The organism is Nostoc sp. DSM 114161, from assembly GCF_052692665.1.
This window is the reverse complement of sequence record NZ_CP195141.1, coordinates 777,761-796,376: the sequence shown is the minus strand read 5'-3', so window position 1 is coordinate 796,376 and position 18,616 is coordinate 777,761. Positions and strand designations below refer to the sequence as shown.

Sequence of the window (18,616 nt, the reverse complement as noted above, 5' to 3'; positions counted from 1 at the left end):
CCCAATAACCAATGCCCCATGCCCAATGCCCAATGCCCAAGTTACGAAAACTAAATATACTCATAACTCAAAACTCAGCACTTAAAGTATGAGACCTGCCCAAACTAATCAGTTTGACTACGTAAAAATCGGCTTAGCATCACCAGAACGTATTCGCCAGTGGGGCGAGAGAACTTTGCCCAATGGTCAGGTAGTCGGTGAAGTTACCAAGCCAGAAACGATTAATTATCGGACTCTCAAGCCAGAGATGGATGGCTTATTCTGCGAGCGCATCTTTGGGCCGGCGAAAGATTGGGAATGCCATTGTGGCAAGTATAAAAGAGTCCGTCACAGAGGTATTGTTTGCGAGCGCTGTGGGGTAGAAGTCACTGAGTCACGGGTGCGTCGTCACCGGATGGGCTATATTAAACTCGCCGCACCAGTAGCTCACGTTTGGTATCTCAAAGGCATTCCTAGCTATATTTCCATCCTGCTGGATATGCCCTTGCGGGATGTAGAGCAAATTGTCTATTTCAACTCTTATGTTGTCTTAAGTCCAGGCAATGCCGAAACTTTAACTTACAAACAGCTACTAAGTGAAGACCAGTGGCTGGAAATTGAAGACCAAATTTATAGTGAAGATTCTCAGCTACAAGGCGTAGAGGTAGGCATTGGTGCCGAAGCTTTGCTGCGCTTGCTTGCGGATATCAATTTGGAGCAAGAAGCTGAAAGCCTGCGGGAAGAAATTGGCAATGCAAAAGGACAGAAGCGAGCCAAGTTAATTAAGCGGCTGCGGGTAATTGACAACTTCATCGCTACTGGTTCCAAACCAGAGTGGATGGTTATGGCAGTTATTCCCGTGATTCCCCCGGACTTGCGCCCAATGGTGCAGCTAGATGGCGGTCGCTTTGCTACTAGCGATTTGAATGATTTGTATCGGCGGGTAATTAACCGAAATAATCGTTTGGCACGGCTGCAAGAAATTTTGGCGCCAGAGATTATTGTGCGGAACGAAAAGCGGATGCTGCAAGAAGCGGTAGATGCTTTGATTGACAATGGTCGCCGCGGACGGACTGTGGTGGGGGCAAATAACCGACCCCTGAAATCCTTGTCCGACATTATTGAAGGTAAGCAAGGACGTTTTAGACAAAACTTGTTGGGTAAACGAGTTGACTACTCTGGACGTTCAGTAATTGTGGTTGGGCCAAAGCTGAAAATTCACCAGTGCGGTTTGCCCAGAGAAATGGCAATTGAGCTATTTCAACCATTTGTGATTAACCGCCTCATTCGCAGTGGCATGGTGAATAACATTAAGGCTGCGAAAAAGCTGATATCGCGTAACGATCCCAGTGTTTGGGATGTACTGGAAGAAGTAATTGAAGGACACCCAGTGCTACTTAATCGGGCGCCGACGTTGCACCGTTTGGGTATTCAGTCTTTTGAACCGATTTTGGTGGAAGGAAGAGCAATTCAGCTGCATCCTTTGGTGTGTCCGGCATTTAACGCCGACTTTGATGGCGACCAAATGGCGGTACACGTACCGCTGTCGTTAGAAAGTCAGGCTGAGGCGCGGTTGTTGATGTTGGCTTCTAACAATATTTTGTCACCAGCCACAGGTAAACCAATTATCACGCCTAGCCAAGACATGGTATTGGGAGCATATTACTTAACAGCAGAAAATCCCGGTGCTACCAAAGGCGCAGGCAAGTATTTTGCTTCCTTAGATGACGTAATCATGGCTTTCCAGCAAGAGGAAATTGACTTGCACGCCTATATCTATGTGCGGTTTGATGGCGAACTCGAATCAGACCAACCGGATACAGAACCTCTTGAGGTACAAGAAAACGAAGATGGTAGCCGGACATTAAAGTATAAGTTCCGCAGAGTCAGAGAAGACGCTCAAGGAAATCTCGTTTCACAGTATATACGTACAACGCCTGGTCGGGTTATTTACAATAAAGCGATTCAGGAAGCACTAGCAAGTTAGTCGTTTGTCCTTTGTCCTTTGTCCTTTGCTAATGACAAATGACTAATGACTAATGACTAATGACTAATGACTAAGGACTAATGACTAATGACTGAAAAAATGATTTTTCGCAATCGGGTGGTGGATAAAGGTCAACTGAGAAATTTGATTTCTTGGGCCTTTACGCATTATGGTACGGCGCGAACTGCAGTCATGGCGGACAAACTCAAGGATTTGGGTTTTCGCTACGCCACCAAAGCAGGGGTTTCCATTAGTGTAGATGATTTGATGGTGCCTCCAACTAAGCGATCGCTCCTGGAAGCAGCCGAAGAAGAAATTCGCGCCACTGAAGCTCGTTACCAACGGGGTGAAATCACTGAAGTAGAACGCTTCCAAAAGGTAATTGATACCTGGAACGGTACCAGTGAAGCGCTAAAAGATGAGGTAGTTGTCCACTTCAAAAAGACTAATCCCCTCAACTCCGTGTACATGATGGCATTCTCCGGGGCGCGGGGTAACATCTCCCAAGTCCGGCAGTTGGTGGGAATGCGGGGGCTGATGGCAGATCCTCAAGGGGAAATTATCGACTTGCCCATCAAAACCAACTTCCGCGAAGGGCTGACGGTGACGGAATACATTATTTCGTCTTATGGTGCCAGAAAAGGATTGGTGGATACCGCCTTACGGACGGCTGACTCTGGTTATCTTACCCGACGTTTGGTGGACGTATCCCAGGATGTGATTATTCGGGAATTCGACTGCGGCACCACTAGAGGCATTCCCATTCGACCAATGACAGAAGGTGCCAAAACTTTGATTCCTCTGGCAAACCGCTTGATGGGACGGGTAATTGGCGAAGACGTAGTGCATCCAGTCACAAAACAAGTGATTGCACCACGCAACACCCCAATTTCTGACGACTTGGCGAAGGAAATAGGCAGGTCTGGGGTGGGAGAAGTTGTAGTGCGGAGTCCCTTAACTTGTGAAGCTGCGCGTTCTGTCTGTCAACATTGCTACGGCTGGAGTTTAGCCCATGCCAAGATGGTGGACTTGGGCGAAGCTGTGGGGATCATTGCTGCCCAAAGTATCGGCGAACCAGGCACTCAGCTAACCATGCGGACATTCCACACAGGTGGTGTGTTTACCGGGGAAGTGGCACAACAAGTCCGTTCTAAAATTGATGGGACTGTGAAAATTCCCCGCAAATTACGGACAAGACAATATCGTACCCGCCACGGGGAAGATGCCTTGTATGTTGAGGCCAATGGCGTCATCATTTTGGAACCTAAAAAAGAAGGCGATGCCACACCAGGTAACCAAGAGGTGCAGCTAACTCAAGGTTCTACATTATATGTATTTGACGGCAATCAAGTAAAACAAGGCCAGTTATTGGCAGAAGTCGCCCTTGGTGGACGTACAACTCGGACTAATACAGAAAAAGCCGTTAAAGATGTGGCTTCTGACTTGGCAGGGGAAGTGCAATTTGCCGAAGTCGTTCCAGAACAAAAAACTGACCGTCAAGGCAACACCACAACCACAGCCGCAAGAGGTGGTTTGATTTGGATTTTGTCTGGGGAAGTTTATAACTTGCCGCCCGGTGCTGAATTGGTGGTGAAAAATGGTGATGCGATCGCTTCTAATGGAGTATTAGCAGAAACCAAATTAACTACTCTCCACGGTGGTGTGGTGCGTTTGCCCGAAGCTACCCCAGGTAAGAGTACCAGGGAAATTGAAATTATTACCGCTTCTGTAGTCTTAGACCAGGCAACGGTAACAGTCCAAAGTTCCCAAGGTCGCAATAACTACCTAGTCTCCACTGGCAACAACCAAGTATTTAACCTCCGCGCTACACCAGGCACAAAAGTGCAAAATGGTCAAGTGGTAGCTGAGTTAATTGATGACCGCTATCGCACAACCACTGGTGGCTTCCTGAAGTTCGCGGGCGTGGAAGTCCAGAAAAAAGGCAAAGCTAAACTGGGTTATGAAGTCGTCCAAGGCGGTACGCTGTTGTGGATTCCCGAAGAAACCCACGAAGTTAATAAAGATATCTCCTTGCTGTTGGTAGAAGATGGTCAGTTTGTAGAAGCTGGCACCGAAGTAGTGAAGGATATCTTCTGCCAAAACAGCGGTGTGATTGAAGTTACCCAGAAAAACGACATCCTGCGGGAAGTGGTCGTCAAGCCAGGGGAACTGCTAATGGTGGACGATCCTGAAGCAGTTATGGGACGAGATAACACCTTCGTCCAACCAGGCGAGGAATTTCAAGGCAGTGTCGCCACGGAATTACGCTATATCCAGTATGTGGAGACACCAGAAGGCCCAGCCCTGTTAAGCCGTCCAGTAGTCGAGTTCGCCGTACCGAACAATCCTGACGTGCCATCAACCACATCGGTAAGTCAACAAACTGGGCGTTCCATTGAGTTACGCGCAGTACAACGACTGCCTTACAAGGATTCCGAAAGAGTGAAATCCGTAGAAGGTGTGGAATTGCTGCGAACCCAGTTAGTGCTGGAAATTGAGCAAGAAGGCGAACAAGACCATAACGCCTCCCCCCTAGCAGCAGATATTGAATTGGTACAGGATATCGAAGATCCAGAAGTTCAACGCTTGCAACTGGTGATTTTGGAATCCTTGGTAATTCGTCGAGACATTACTGCTGATGCAACCCAAGGTAGCACCCAGACAACGCTGGAAGTTCAAGATGGGTTAACCATCGCCCCTGGTTCCGTCGTCGCACGTACCCAAATCTTGTCTAAAGAAGGCGGGATAGTCCGAGGCGTGCAAAAGGGAACCGAAAATGTACGTCGCTGCTTGGTATTGCGGGAAACTGACATGATTACCGTAAATACCAGTACCCAGCCGAAAGTGAAAGTGGGTGACTTGCTTGTAGCAGGTACAGAAGTTGCCGCTGGAGTTTTTGCTGACGAATCTGGGCAAGTAATGGATGTCAAAAAATTAACTAGCGCTGAAAAAGCGCTGAGTGCAGAAAATTCTCACGACTCAGCACTTAGCACTCAGAATTACGCCATTACTATCCGTGTGGGTCGTCCTTACCGAGTCAGCCCTGGCGCTGTCTTGCAAATAGAAGACGGCGATCTGGTACAACGGGGTGATAACTTGGTGCTGTTGGTATTTGAACGCGCCAAAACCGGAGACATTATTCAAGGTTTGCCCCGGATTGAAGAATTGCTCGAAGCTCGTAAACCTAAAGAAGCGTGTATCTTAACACGGCGGGCGGGAGAAGTCAAGGTAGTTTATGGTGATGGTGATGAAGCGATCGCCATTAAGGTCGTAGAATCAAATGGCGTAGTCACAGATTATCCTCTAGGCCCAGGACAAAATTTAATTGTCCCAGATGGATCTCATGTGTTAGCCGGACAACCATTAACCGACGGCCCGTCGAACCCGCATGAAATTTTGGAAATCTTCTTTAGCTTGGGTTCCGAAGACGGAGTTTATGCTTGTGCTAGCCACGCTTTGCAGAAAGTACAGACATTCTTGGTGAACGAAGTGCAAATGGTGTATCAGTCTCAAGGGATTGATATTTCCGATAAACACATTGAAGTGATTGTTCGCCAGATGACTAACAAAGTCCGGATTGATGATGGTGGTGACACCACAATGCTTCCCGGCGAATTGGTGGAACTGCGTCAAGTTGAGCAGGTGAACGAAGCAATGTCAATTACAGGTGGTGCAAAGGCACAGTATACCCCAGTATTATTGGGGATAACTAAGGCATCTTTGAACACCGACAGCTTTATTTCTGCTGCATCCTTCCAAGAGACAACACGGGTACTTACCGAAGCAGCTATTGAAGGTAAATCTGACTGGCTGCGGGGATTAAAGGAAAACGTGATTATCGGGCGATTGATTCCGGCTGGTACTGGTTACAATACTTATGAAGAAACCAGTGCGATCGATGACTATGCTACTGATATTAGTAGTAGTGTCTTAGATGAAGTTGATGACCCCCTCGATATGGTCTTAGATGACCGCACAGCTCGCAACTATAATTTAGATTCTCCAACTCTGGGAGAGCCTAGCTATGGGAACAGACGTGCAGAAAGGTCAATCTTAGATGACGATGATGACTTAATCGCCGATGAAGTAGCCGACGAAGAAGATTACGAAGACGATGACGAAGACGATGACGATTTCGACGACGAATAAAATTCAAATCTAAAAGATAAAAAGGCAAAAGAAAATCTTCTTTTGCCTTTTTACTTTGTTTAAGAAACACATTATCAAATTTTACTTTCTGGGTTTTGAATTCTTACTATATAAAAAAATTTGCTACAGTTCATGATTCTTAATGCTGTCAGCGACAAAATCAAGCTGACAGAAGTCCCACAATCTAATAGGCTAATGTTAAAGTAGTGATTTTTCACAAAGCTCAACTCTTGAAAAGAGTAGGGTTCATTGGTCAGTACTTTTCGATAACCATGTACAAAATGTTGCCCAATTTCTATCATCACCGAGTTGTTAATTAGTACCTATAGAGAAAATGTCCCTAAAAATCGTTCAGAACTTTGATGCGAGTTTCACCCTCGAACCACAAGCTAAAGAAAGTCTATTTAAATTATTAACGAGTGAAGCTTTTTTAAACCAAATATGCCAGCAATTACAGTGTGAAAAAGTTGAATTTACAGAATTACTTTTCCAGCCAGTTCCTTATAGTTTAACTACTACTAAGGGAATGCCAGCAGAATTTGAAAAGTATCATGAATCTGATGAATATGCCATCATCAATGTACCACCCAATTTTATGTTTACTGCTAAGATTTTTAAACCAAGTCGCCTTTGTGCTATTTACCAAAAATTGGGTAATGCTTAATTTAGAAGAATGCTTTCCCGTAATTACAACAATTTCTAGATAGTTTGTGAAGGAAAAATAATGAAAACGAACCGCAAAGTACGCAAAGATCGCAAAGATAGAAAGATAAGAGATATATAAAAAGTTTAGGATTTATCTAGCAGCTTTTAATCGCAAAAGCAAATAACAAATTTTAGATTTGATTTATGACTACTGAAACAAATACTCCTGCTTTGGCAAGCTTGGAATACATTCCTTATATTGGCGATCGCGGCGAACTCCCAGAACAATTTCAAGGTAAAATCGGTGTATATGCTATCTTTGACCGAGAAAAAACACTGCAATTTGTGGGATATTCTCGTGATGTTTATCTCAGCTTGAAGCAGCATTTGGTACGTCAACCACAGCAATGTTATTGGGTGAAAGTTCAAACTATTGAACGTCCCAGTCGGACAGTGTTAGAAAATATTGAGAATGCTTGGATTGCTGAAAATGTTAGTGTGCCAGCAGGAAATGGAGATGACAAAGAAAAATGGACTAATGCCATTGATGTGAAAAAGGTAATGACACCTGAAGAACAAGCAAATTATCAAAATCCAGCTAATGATGAATTGGCGCAGATAAAAGTTATTAAAAATGTCGCACGGCGAGTAGAAGCTGAAATTTTAAAAGAACTAGAAGCGCGTGGTTTGCAATTAGAACTTCGGTTTAATCCTAAATTGAAAGAACAAGGGTTACTGGATTTGAAATGAGGGTAGTTTTGGGAAAACTATCTTATGAATATCGCTGGTAATCTCTCATGACAATACAGCTGCTGAACGATCGCTATCAAGTTATCCAGACATTAGGTGCTGGTGGGTTTGGTCAAACCTATCTCGCAGAAGACACCTATATGCCTTCAAAGCGCCGTTGTGTGGTGAAACAACTAAGACCGATTCACAACAACCCGCAAATTTATCAAATAGTTCAAGAGAGGTTTCAACGGGAAGCAGCGATTTTAGAAGAACTCGGCGGTGCAAATGACCAGATTCCAGCTTTGTATGCTTACTTCTCTTCTGGTGGGGAATTTTATTTAGTTCAAGAGTGGGTTGAAGGTGATACCCTAACTGCAAAATTCCAAAAGCAAGGGCTATTTAGTGAAGCCGCTGCTTTTGAATTATTCATGAATATCTTACCAGTTTTGGATTACGTCCACTCGAAAAATATCGTTCACCGCGATATCAAACCCGATAATATTATCGTGCGTTATCGTGATGGAAAACCAGTGTTAATAGATTTTGGTGCTGTGCGGGAATCAATGGGTACCGTGGTGAATTCCCAAGGAAATCCTACCAGTTCCATTGTGATTGGTACGCCTGGATATATGCCTAGCGAACAAGCCGCAGGTAGACCAGTTTATTCGAGTGATTTATATAGTTTGGGAATGACGGTAATTTATTTACTGACTGGCAGAGTAGCGCAACAATTAGAGACAGATTCCCAGACTGGTGAGATTGTTTGGCGACAGTATGCTAGTCATATTAGCCCAATGATGGCAGGAATAATTGACAAAGCGATCGCTTATCATCCACGCGATCGCTATCCTACAGCTAGAGCAATGCTAGATGCTTTGCAAAGCATAGCAAATCCAATTCCACCAACGCAACCAGTCTTAACTCAAGCAACTTTAGTATCTGCGCCACCACCTCAGAAAGTCCCCGTTCAGCCACAGCCAAACCCTCAAAATAATAGTCAGAATAATATCCTAATTGGCGTTTTAATTGCAGGTGGATTAATTGGTGTATCTATAATTATTGGTCAAATGCTGACAAAATCTCCTCAACAAATAACAGATAAAACAGTATCGCCTTCACCAACACCGTCAACTGTCCCCAGTCCAGTAGAAACACCATCAATTGCCCCTAGCCTAACTATTGAAACTCCTAAATTTACACCAACTCCATCTATTCCTATTCAATCTACACCTTCTCCAACTCCATTAATAACGCCAGATAACACAACTATTAATACTTATTTTTGGCTTTCCCAAAGACTTGTAACTGATGCAGATTTGGATGGTAAAAACGGTTTTGAACTAGATATTATGCGAAATTCCATATTTGCTAGCCACGGTCGCCGTTTTGACACACCTGAATTACAAGATTACTTTAATAACCAACCTTGGTATCGTCCCATATATTCACCAAAAGAATTTTCATCTAAATTGTTATCAAAATTAGAACAACAAAATGTAGAGTATATCAACAAATATCAAGACCGTTATGGCTTAAGATATTTTAAGAAATAAGTTGCAGCAGAATTGGTAAATTCAGGAGTCAGAATTCACCAATTAAAATAATCTGCACCTCTACTTCAAAGATTCCATGAATTCAATACACTTTTGCATCTGTTGGCGCATGGTTTCTCTATCAGCATGAAACCTCCGTCCATGACCAGGTAGCACCCATTCAAAAGAGTAATTAGCTAAGTTACGCATTGATTTAGTTTGTTCTGGCCAAGAATACCAGCAGACATCGTGGAATGCAACTAGTTGCTGCAACCTTTCTGACCAAGCGAGATGGTCGCCAGTAAAGAGAAACTTATTTTTATAAAGTAAAACTGTGTGTCCTTTGGTGTGGCCTGGAACTGAAATAATTAATAAATCCTCAGTCAAGGTAAACGGTTCAAAACCAGTTAACTGTATTTCCACATTGCGAGTACCCGCAGAAATTTCATCAGCATGGAGGATGCGCTGACACTGAAAATGCTCCGCAAACTTTTGATGATCTGCTACATCATCTCTGTGAGTTAAATACATATAACGAATTCCACCCATCTCTTCTAAACGCTTGACTAAAGGTGGTGTAAATCGAGGAGAATCGACCAAAATATTACCTTCAGGAAGTTGAATTAAATAGCTAGCAGCACCATAGGATTTTTCAGAATGATAGCCACAATGGTAAATATTTTCCTCTACTAAAATCGGAAACTTTTCCTGAGCAACTTTGATATCTTTTGGTTTTTCAACTGTGCCAATAGAACTAGTAGGACAAGCCAAAAGTGCTTCCAAGGCTGCCAATCTTTCTGCTTCATTTGTTGGTTGATGATAAACTGCTGACTGCTCATCAACGCGAGAAAAAACTTCAGGAGTCATCCAGCGACAGGTATCGCAATCAATACAAGTAGTATCTACATAAAAATCGCCGTTAACATTTTGGCTGCGACGCTGATTTAAATGAGCCATATTAAAACCTCGTGCTGGGAAGTGATAAACCCTATATCACTACGCTAGCAAAATTGACTTGAGACTGTAGACGCCACTAGAAATAAATCCAGTCACAACAGTAAATCATGAAATCGAGTAGGCAGGAAATGGGAAAACTTAACATAACACCATCTGCTGATAAATTTCTAAATATGCTTTACTGTTCCAATCCCAGCTGCTCAAATCCCTTTAATCCTGATGACAATAAGTTTTGCATTAAGTGTGGGCAAACCCTCACACAATTATTCAGAAATCGCTTCCGGGTAATACGACTTTTGGGAGAGGGTGGATTTAGCAGAACTTATGAAGCCAGAGACGCAGATAGAATAGATGAACCTTGCGTAATTAAGCAATTTGTCCCGCAAGTTCAAGGAACGAATGCGCTTGAGAAAGCCACAGAGTTATTTAAGCAAGAAGCAAAGCGATTATATGATTTAGGCGAACATCCACAAATTCCCCGCCTCATTGCTTATTTTGAACAAGATAAGCGGCTTTATTTGGTACAAGAATTGATTGAAGGACAAAATTTATTACAAGAATTGCAGCAACAGGGTGCCTTTAGCGAAGAAAAAATCAAACAGCTTTTAGTTGATATATTGCCTGTGCTGAAGTTCATCCATGAACGTGGTGTAATTCACCGAGATATCAAACCAGAAAATATCATGCGTCGCCGTCAGGATGGTAAGTTAATATTAATTGATTTTGGTGTTTCTAAACAGATTACGGCAAGTACTTTAGGTGTTGGAACAACAGTTGGAACACCTGGATATGCACCAATCGAACAAATGCGCGGTCAAGTTTTCCCTGCAAGCGACCTTTATAGTTTGGGTGTCAGTTGTATTCGGCTGTTAACCCAATGTTTTCCAAAAGCAGATGGCTCTGATGAACTTTATGATGCGTCAAAGGGTGGTTGGATATGGAGAGAGCGTTTACCAAAAGCTACAATTATTACACCTTTTATGATTCAGATTTTAGATAAATTACTTCAAGAACACGTTCAATATCGCTATCAATTCGTGGATGAGGTAACACAAGTTATTAATGTTCAAAATCTGAATTCAGGAGTAAGTATAGATTACACAATTTTACAAAAGTTACTAGCGTCTGGGAAATGGAGAGAAGCTGACCAAGAAACCTGGAAGCTTATGCTTAGAATATCTCGTCGAGAAAAAGAAGGTTATCTCAGAGTAGAAGATATCGAAAAGTTTCCCTGTCAAGATATATTAACCATTGATAATTTATGGGTAAGATACAGTAATGCACGTTTTGGTTTTAGTATCCAGAAACGAATATGGGATAGCGTTGGGGGAAAACCTGACTTAGATTTGGAAACTTGGCAATATTTTGGAGAATGTCTAGGTTGGCGGATTAAAAATAATTGGAAGCCTTATGATTTTTTATCATTTACATTAGCTGCTCCGGCTGGACAACTACCCAGAGCAGTATGGAGTATGAGATTAGATGGAAGAACGAAAAGACTCTCTGCCCTCACATCAAGGCTTGTAAATTGTAAAATTTAAGTAGGTGGACACAATTATTTAGAAGACGCATTTCGACTTCTCCCAAGGGGAGACGCTACGCGAACGCTCAATGCTCGATCCCTGAGAAGACGAGGGTTGAGCGGAGTCGAAACCCGGCGACCTCTTTGGTAATATTCAGGTCAACACCATCAAGTATGGGTAAAGTATGACCCAAACGCAATCCTAGTAAAATCCATCCTTCTAGACTATCTTGCAAATCCTCGCGGCAAGCTTCTAATGTTGTAGCGTTTGCCCAGACTCCTTGACATTCTGGAATTTCCCCATAGAAAGTTCCATCTTCAAGCAACTCATAAGTTGCTTTGTGCATCGCTGTACGAATGTAATTTGTCAACATTTATATTATTTTTTATAAGTTAATTTAGCTTTTTAATCAATTTTGTGATAATAAAATTTTACTTTTAATTGAAAATCCGCCAAACTCTAATTATGTATAATTTGTAATTTATTAAAACGCGATCGCGCTCCTTTTACCAAACGCGATCGCATTAACTTTTTTGCCCTAACTAATAAAATGCAGTTTATTAATTACTGCACTAATTAGATGATGAGTAATAGGCAAACTATCAATTACCATCCCCAAACACAACAGCATCATGTAGGAAATGGAATAGAGAAACAACTCTCTAGCGACAGTACGATCTTCTGGATTTTGCAACAAGCGCCAAGATTTGTGGATAAATAATCCTCCCAAACTAAGGGCGATCGCAGCATAAAGAACTCCACTCGCACCTAAGGGATAAACTAATAACACTGTTGCAACTACAGTAATCAAGGTATAATACCAAATTTGCCGTACTGTTGCCGTATCGCCTTTAACTACTGGTAGCATCGGTATTCCGACTTTGGCGTAGTCGTCCCGAATCATTAGAGCTAAAGCCCAGAAATGCGGCGGCGTCCACAAAAAGACAATGGCAAAAATTAACCATGCTGCCCAGCTTAAAGTGCCAGTGACAGCAGCCCAACCCACCAAAGCTGGAATTGCCCCAGCCGCACCACCAATGACAATATTTTGGGTGCTGTGGCGTTTTAGCCAGTGGGTGTAGACCAAAACATAAAAGACAATGCCAGAGAAGGCTAGAACTGCGGCTAACAAATTGGCGAAAACTGCCAGTAGTGTAAACGAAAGTGTTGCTAGAGCGATCGCAAAAATTAGAGCATCGCGCGGCTGCACCTTACCGGAAGGCATAGGGCGATGGCGAGTCCGCTCCATGTCATAATCAATATCCCGGTCGTAGATACAGTTAATAGTCTGGGCGCTTGCAGCAGCCAGAGTGCCACCAGTCAGAGTTACTAGTAACAGCAATGGGTCTACCTGTCCCTTAGCAGCAATCCACATACTGCCAGCTGTGGTAATCAAAAGCAACGGAATAATCCGAGGCTTAGTTAGCTGGTAGTAACTTTGAATTACTTGGAGAAAAGTTTGGTGGTGGCGAGAGACATTAGTCTCAATCATGTTGACTCTGGTTCCTTATTTTTCAACAACGGGGAGTAGGGAGTGGGGAGTAGGGAGATGGGGAGATGGGGAGCAGGGGAGGCAGGGGCAGCAGGGAGAGCAGGGGAGAACTTAGATCGAGTCTTGCCCCTTGTTCCCTTGTCCCCTTGTCTCCTTATCCCCTTGTCCTCTTCCCAATGCCCTATGCCCCATGCCCCATGCCCTACTCAGCACTAACTGAATCACGCAATGACAGAACTGTGAAAGCCACTAAAGTACCGAGCAAAGCAGCTCCTACGGCTTGGTGAGACACGGTGAGGGGTTCGACTTGGAGGTGTAATTTGAAAGTGGCGACTCCTAACAAAATTTGTAAGCTCAACAATGCGCCAGCCATATTTGCCAGTCGCCGCAAGGCTGGATGTAGCGCCGGTGTACGCCAACTGAAAAATACCATTGCCAAGGTTGCCACAGTTGGCGGTACCAAACCAGCAATATGGCTGTACATTACGGTACAAAGTTGAGAATCGCCGAAGCATTGGTGTAGCGCCCAACGAGATCCTACTAAAGCACCTAAGAGACTTTGCAGGTAAACGAAAACAGCAGCAGTTAAACCGACCCAAGGCAACTTACCAACCGTTCCAGTCCCCTGATAGGGTGTGAGTGCGGTGCCGATAATCAACAGGGTGGTAAAAAACAATAGCGCCGTTCCCAAATGGGCGGTAACGATATCAAACCGCAACAATTCGGTGACGGTGAGTCCTCCTAAGACACCTTGGAAGACGATGAGAAACAGGGCGAATGTAGATGCCCAAGGCAGCCAACTGGGTAGCGAGCGACGGTGCCACCAAGATAAACCAAAAAGTGCGATCGCGCTGACACCAATTAAGGCAGCATCTAATCTGTGAAACCACTCTAAGAATACCTGGAAATTCATTTGCTTCGCTGGCACCAATTCGCCATAGCACAATGGCCAATCTGGGCAAGCAAGCCCAGCATTCATCACGCGGGTGGCAGAACCTATCGCCATCAAAATCAAAGTGGCTATGCACATTCTCCACACCAAGCGACGAATCATTTCCTTGGGCTTTTGTTGCTGAAGAGCCGCTTGATTTTGTTGTTGTAGGACAATTTCATTCATGAACAGTACCTTCTGCCCGCTCTTGGTGGATCTCTAATAGATTCTTAATTTTCAATACTGAACAGACACTTTGCAAGAGCGGGGGAACCCCGGCAAGCAAGTGTCCTCCCCATCTCCACCCTAGCGTATACTCTAGGGATTTATAGATTGGCACTCACTTATACTTTGAATCACTCTCGCTATGTTTTGCCTGAAGCTTTAGGTATTTTTCAAGATGTGAAAAATCTATTGGTGGCAGTTAATTTAACATCCTAAATTTTTCCTTAAATTTTTCTACTGATTTGCATCTATTTTTGGGAATATCTGTTAGTCACCTTGTACTCAAAATTAGTAAGATATTCAAAAAAATTAATAAAAATTTCACATATTTAGACTCTATGTCTTATAGCCTAGACTACCTTAGTAAGTGAGCAGCTTTGAGATAACGTAGTAAATTCAATCAAGTAAGCCGTGAAGATTCCAAGTTCAATATGGACATTACTCATTGGCATCGTGCTAACCCTAGCCAGTATTTGGTACGGTCAAAATCATGGTCTGTTGCCAGCAGCAGCTACTGATGAAGCCGTCTTAGTCGATGGTTTGTTCAATGCGATGATGATCGTTTCTACAGGTATATTTCTGATAGTCGAAGGTGTTTTAATTTACTCTGCATTTAGATACCGTCGGCGTGCGGGTGACAATGAAGACGGGCCACCAGTGGAGGGCAATATACCTTTAGAAATACTCTGGACGGCGATCCCAGCAATTATCGTTATCGGTATTTCTGTTTACAGTTTTGATGTGTATAACGAAATCGGTGGCTTCGATCCCCATGCCATCCATGAAGCGCCGATTACTCAAGAACAGTCGATGACAATGCCTGGGCATGGAAGTGCTATAGCTGCAACACTGAGCGATACACCTCCTAGCACCGAACCCAACCTCAATCAAGAAAAATCTGATGAGGCGATGCAAGACCCAGCCACAGCAGAAGTCCGCAATGCCGACCAAATTCCTCAAAAGCGGGATGCTCCAGGTGTCGGTAGTGTTGCTCCCACAATTGGCGGCAGTCCCGATAAAGCAGGTCAACCAGCATCACTGCAAGTCAATGTCACCGGTCTACAATATGCCTGGATTTTCACCTATCCCGACACTGGCATCACCACGGGCGAACTCCACGTTCCCATCGGGAAAGAAGTGGAAATTAATATGACAGCCAACGATGTGATCCATGCCTTCTGGGTGCCAGAGTTCCGCCTCAAGCAAGATGCAATTCCCGGCAGACAAAGTGAGATTCGCTTCACACCCAACAAACTAGGCGATTATCCTTTAATCTGTGCTGAACTTTGCGGCCCATACCACGGTGCGATGAGAACAACAGTGGTTGTTGAGTCACAAGAAGGATTTGAGAAATGGCAACAAGAGCAGTTAACTGCGAGTAAAGAAACTCTAAATCAAGCCATTGCCGTTAACCCTGCGGATTTATCCCCACACGAATTTCTCGCCCCCTACACCAAGGGCATGGGAATTCAGCCAGAAATGCTCCATCAAGTTCACCACTAATTCAGAAAAAGGGAAAAGGGGAAAGGTTAAAGCGAAAAGGAAGGTTCCCTTTCCCCTTTGCCCCTTACCCTTTACCCCACTTCTGTAAGAAGTCTAATGACTCATTCCTATGACACAAGCTCAGTTGCAAGAAACTGCCAATATCCCTGGTCATGGTGAAGAACCACCAGTGAGAAAATGGCAAGATTACTTTACCTTTAACACCGACCATAAGGTAATTGCGATTCAATACCTGGTCACAACATTCATTTTCTACTGTATAGGCGGCGTGTTAGCTGACTTAGTTCGTACAGAATTGCGAACGCCAGAATCAGATTTTGTTACCCCAGAAGTCTACAACAGCTTGTTTACGCTGCACGCTACAATCATGATTTTTTTGTGGATAGTGCCAGCTGGTGCGGGTTTTGCTAACTTCCTGATCCCCTTGATGATTGGGGCAAAGGATATGGCATTCCCACGCTTGAATGCTGTTGCCTTTTGGATGATTCCCCCTTCTGGTTTGTTGCTAATCGCTAGTTTATTAGTCGGCGATGCGCCCGATGCAGGTTGGACTTCCTACCCTCCCCTGAGCTTGGTAACAGGTCAGGTAGGTGAGGGCATTTGGATTATGAGTGTCCTTCTACTCGGTACTTCATCGATTTTGGGGGCAATCAATTTCCTCGTAACATTGCTGAGGATGCGTATCCCAGGTTTGGGATTCAATCAATTGCCTTTGTTCTGCTGGGCGATGTTTGCCACTTCGGCATTGACTCTAGTGTCTACACCAGTGTTAGCAGCAGGTCTGATTCTGTTAGCTTTTGACTTAATTGCTGGGACGACATTTTTTAATCCCACAGGTGGCGGCGATCCGGTTGTATACCAGCATATGTTCTGGTTTTACTCGCACCCAGCAGTTTACATTATGATTTTGCCCTTTTTTGGAGCAATTTCAGAAGTTATCCCTGTGCATTCCCGCAAGCCGATTTTTGGGTATAAAGCGATCGCCTACTCATCCCTGGCTATCAGCTTTTTAGGGCTAATTGTTTGGGCGCACCACATGTTTACCAGCGGTATCCCCGGTTGGCTGCGGATGTTCTTCATGATCACCACCATGATCATCGCCGTACCCACTGGTATTAAAATATTCAGTTGGTTGGCAACCATGTGGGGCGGAAAAATTCAACTCAACTCCGCCATGCTGTTCGCAATGGGCTTTGTTGGCACCTTTGTGATCGGCGGTATCAGCGGCGTGATGTTAGCAGCAGTACCCTTTGATATTCACGTCCACGACACCTATTTTGTAGTGGCACATTTGCACTACGTTTTGTTTGGTGGTAGCGTTCTCGGTATTTATGCAGCGATTTACCACTGGTTCCCGAAAATGACGGGACGGATGCTAAATGAATTTTGGGGTAAGGTTCATTTTGCCTTGACAATTGTCGGCTTAAACATGACCTTCTTACCGATGCACAAATTAGGGATGATGGGTATGAACCGCCGTGTTGCCCAATACGATCCCAAATTTACTTTACTCAATGAAATCTGCACCTATGGTGCTTATATCCTGGCAGTCTCTACATTTCCCTTCATTATCAATGCGATTTGGAGTTGGTTATACGGAGAGAAAGCTGGTAATAATCCCTGGAGGGCACTAACCTTAGAGTGGATGACTACCTCACCGCCAGCGATCGAGAATTTTGAAGGAACCCCAGTACTAGTTACAGGGCCCTACGACTACGGCTTGGAAAAGGCGAAAGAAGGTGTACCCTTATCCGACCCCGATCCGGTCTTGTCTGGCGGGCCCAACTCGGTATTAAGAGCAAAACCCGACCCAGCGGTTGCTGCTAATCCCGAAGATCGAAAGTAAAGAGTTAGGAGTGAAGAGTTAAGAGTTATGAGTTTAATAAAGTTATTAGTTTAAAACTCCCAACTCCCAACTCCTAACTCCCAACTCCCACCTCCCCACTCTACATTTATCAAGATTCATGCAAAGTCAAACGATTGACCCAGCTAAAACTGAACTAAATCATCATCATGCAGCAGAAGCAGCTGTCGGCCATCATGAAGAACATCCAGACCATCGCTTGTTTGGGCTAATTGTCTTCTTGATTGCTGAAGGGATGATTTTTATGGGGCTGTTCGGAGCCTATCTGGCTTTCCGCGCTACCCTACCTGCTTGGCCTCCAGAAGGCACCCCAGAGTTAGAACTATTGCTACCCGGTGTTAACACTGTCAATCTGATTGCTAGTAGTTTTGTTATGCACAATGCCGACACTGCTATCAAAAAGAATGATGCGCGGGGTGCGCGGATTTGGTTAGCAATTACCGCTGCGATGGGTGCTGTTTTTCTAGTAGGACAGGTATATGAATATACTCATCTAGAATTTGGTTTAACTACCAATTTATTTGCCAGTGCATTTTATGTTTTGACTGGTTTCCACGGACTGCACGTTACTATCGGCGTTTTAGCGATTCTTGCCGTATTGTGGCGATCGCGCGTTAAGGGTCATTACAGTAGTGAAAAACACTTCGGCATTGAAGCTGCGGAAATTTACTGGCACTTTGTTGATGTGATTTGGATTATTTTGTTCGGATTACTGTATTTGCTGTGAGTATTAATTATTAGTTGTTCACTCCACGCGAACAACTCGCTCAGCCTCCTTTGGGGGCTTTTTTATTTTTAGTATTCAGTGAGGCCTTATTCCAATAGGCAATTTGCAATGAACTTCGGTTCTCTACGAGACGCTGGGCGAACGCTAAGCCAATACTCCCTAAGGCGCGATCCCGTTACCTAAGATTCATACAGACAGTTGATGTGCTTACCTTGGCAGCTGCTATAGACTACAATTAAGACAGAGAATAAATACACAAGCTATTAATAGCCTCTGTACTGCAATAGGGAGTGGTGTAGTTTTCTGTCTCTGCACTATCGCAATTAAAGCATTTAGGACGTAAATCCCTCGTAAAAGCCCCACAAAACAG

General features: G+C 44.0%; 11 protein-coding genes and 1 pseudogene. 8 read left to right on the top strand and 4 right to left on the bottom strand.

What is annotated here, in order from left to right; all coding sequences use genetic code 11:
* Positions 1-88 precede the first annotated feature (88 nt).
* From NSTC745_RS03485 to NSTC745_RS03470, 4 genes and pseudogenes are all read left to right on the top strand, one after another.
* Positions 89-6,115: pseudogene (locus NSTC745_RS03485) on the top strand (DNA-directed RNA polymerase subunit beta'').
* A 334-nt stretch (positions 6,116-6,449) separates the two neighbouring features.
* Positions 6,450-6,779, top strand: coding sequence for a hypothetical protein (locus NSTC745_RS03480; RefSeq protein WP_445635907.1), 330 nt, complete (start codon positions 6,450-6,452; stop codon positions 6,777-6,779).
* A 185-nt stretch (positions 6,780-6,964) separates the two neighbouring features.
* Positions 6,965-7,510 carry a GIY-YIG nuclease family protein gene (locus tag NSTC745_RS03475; protein ID WP_445635906.1) on the top strand — a complete coding sequence of 182 codons (546 nt, stop codon included), beginning with the start codon at positions 6,965-6,967 and terminating at the stop codon, positions 7,508-7,510.
* 47 nt (positions 7,511-7,557) lie between these two features.
* Positions 7,558-9,045: a protein kinase domain-containing protein gene (locus NSTC745_RS03470; protein WP_445635905.1), complete on the top strand. Its 1,488-nt coding sequence runs from the start codon at positions 7,558-7,560 to the stop codon at positions 9,043-9,045.
* A 60-nt stretch (positions 9,046-9,105) separates the two neighbouring features.
* Here NSTC745_RS03470 and NSTC745_RS03465 read toward each other — a convergent pair whose 3' ends face one another.
* Positions 9,106-9,981 (bottom strand): MBL fold metallo-hydrolase, encoded by an 876-nt coding sequence (locus tag NSTC745_RS03465; RefSeq protein ID WP_445635904.1) that lies wholly within the window; start codon positions 9,979-9,981, stop codon positions 9,106-9,108.
* 107 nt (positions 9,982-10,088) lie between these two features.
* Between NSTC745_RS03465 and NSTC745_RS03460 the strand changes: the two genes are divergently transcribed.
* Positions 10,089-11,522 (top strand): protein kinase domain-containing protein, encoded by a 1,434-nt coding sequence (locus NSTC745_RS03460; RefSeq protein WP_445635903.1) that lies wholly within the window; start codon positions 10,089-10,091, stop codon positions 11,520-11,522.
* Positions 11,523-11,589: 67 nt separating this feature from the next.
* Here NSTC745_RS03460 and NSTC745_RS03455 read toward each other — a convergent pair whose 3' ends face one another.
* The 3 genes from NSTC745_RS03455 to NSTC745_RS03445 all read right to left on the bottom strand — a co-directional run bounded on the left by NSTC745_RS03455 (position 11,590) and on the right by NSTC745_RS03445 (position 14,113).
* Positions 11,590-11,877: a type II toxin-antitoxin system HicB family antitoxin gene (locus NSTC745_RS03455; RefSeq protein ID WP_445635902.1), complete on the bottom strand. Its 288-nt coding sequence runs from the start codon at positions 11,875-11,877 to the stop codon at positions 11,590-11,592.
* 165 nt (positions 11,878-12,042) lie between these two features.
* A complete protein-coding gene (locus tag NSTC745_RS03450; protein WP_445635901.1) occupies positions 12,043-12,996 on the bottom strand; it encodes a heme o synthase in 954 nt (317 codons plus the stop codon).
* A gap of 202 nt (positions 12,997-13,198) precedes the next feature.
* Positions 13,199-14,113 (bottom strand): COX15/CtaA family protein, encoded by a 915-nt coding sequence (locus NSTC745_RS03445; protein ID WP_445635900.1) that lies wholly within the window; start codon positions 14,111-14,113, stop codon positions 13,199-13,201.
* 450 nt (positions 14,114-14,563) lie between these two features.
* Between NSTC745_RS03445 and NSTC745_RS03440 the strand changes: the two genes are divergently transcribed.
* The 3 genes from NSTC745_RS03440 (at position 14,564) to NSTC745_RS03430 (ending at position 18,246) form a co-directional block, all read left to right on the top strand.
* Positions 14,564-15,655: a cytochrome c oxidase subunit II gene (locus NSTC745_RS03440; RefSeq protein ID WP_445635899.1), complete on the top strand. Its 1,092-nt coding sequence runs from the start codon at positions 14,564-14,566 to the stop codon at positions 15,653-15,655.
* A gap of 109 nt (positions 15,656-15,764) precedes the next feature.
* A complete protein-coding gene (gene ctaD / locus NSTC745_RS03435) occupies positions 15,765-17,501 on the top strand; it encodes a cytochrome c oxidase subunit I (RefSeq protein ID WP_445635898.1) in 1,737 nt (578 codons plus the stop codon).
* Between the two features lie 118 nt (positions 17,502-17,619).
* Positions 17,620-18,246, top strand: coding sequence for a cytochrome c oxidase subunit 3 (locus NSTC745_RS03430; protein ID WP_096536506.1), 627 nt, complete (start codon positions 17,620-17,622; stop codon positions 18,244-18,246).
* Positions 18,247-18,616: the final 370 nt, after the last annotated feature.

What these genes read in the sequence shown, in the direction of transcription:
- NSTC745_RS03465 (WP_445635904.1), bottom strand. Translation starts at nt 9,981, where the DNA reads ATGGCTCATTTAAATCAGCGTCGCAGCCAAAATGTTAACGGCGATTTT.
- NSTC745_RS03450 (WP_445635901.1), bottom strand. Translation starts at nt 12,996, where the DNA reads ATGATTGAGACTAATGTCTCTCGCCACCACCAAACTTTTCTCCAAGTA.
- NSTC745_RS03455 (WP_445635902.1), bottom strand. Translation starts at nt 11,877, where the DNA reads ATGTTGACAAATTACATTCGTACAGCGATGCACAAAGCAACTTATGAG.
- NSTC745_RS03480 (WP_445635907.1), top strand. Translation starts at nt 6,450, where the DNA reads ATGTCCCTAAAAATCGTTCAGAACTTTGATGCGAGTTTCACCCTCGAA.
- ctaD (WP_445635898.1), top strand. Translation starts at nt 15,765, where the DNA reads ATGACACAAGCTCAGTTGCAAGAAACTGCCAATATCCCTGGTCATGGT.
- NSTC745_RS03430 (WP_096536506.1), top strand. Translation starts at nt 17,620, where the DNA reads ATGCAAAGTCAAACGATTGACCCAGCTAAAACTGAACTAAATCATCAT.
- NSTC745_RS03445 (WP_445635900.1), bottom strand. Translation starts at nt 14,113, where the DNA reads ATGAATGAAATTGTCCTACAACAACAAAATCAAGCGGCTCTTCAGCAA.
- NSTC745_RS03460 (WP_445635903.1), top strand. Translation starts at nt 10,089, where the DNA reads ATGAAATCGAGTAGGCAGGAAATGGGAAAACTTAACATAACACCATCT.
- NSTC745_RS03470 (WP_445635905.1), top strand. Translation starts at nt 7,558, where the DNA reads ATGACAATACAGCTGCTGAACGATCGCTATCAAGTTATCCAGACATTA.
- NSTC745_RS03475 (WP_445635906.1), top strand. Translation starts at nt 6,965, where the DNA reads ATGACTACTGAAACAAATACTCCTGCTTTGGCAAGCTTGGAATACATT.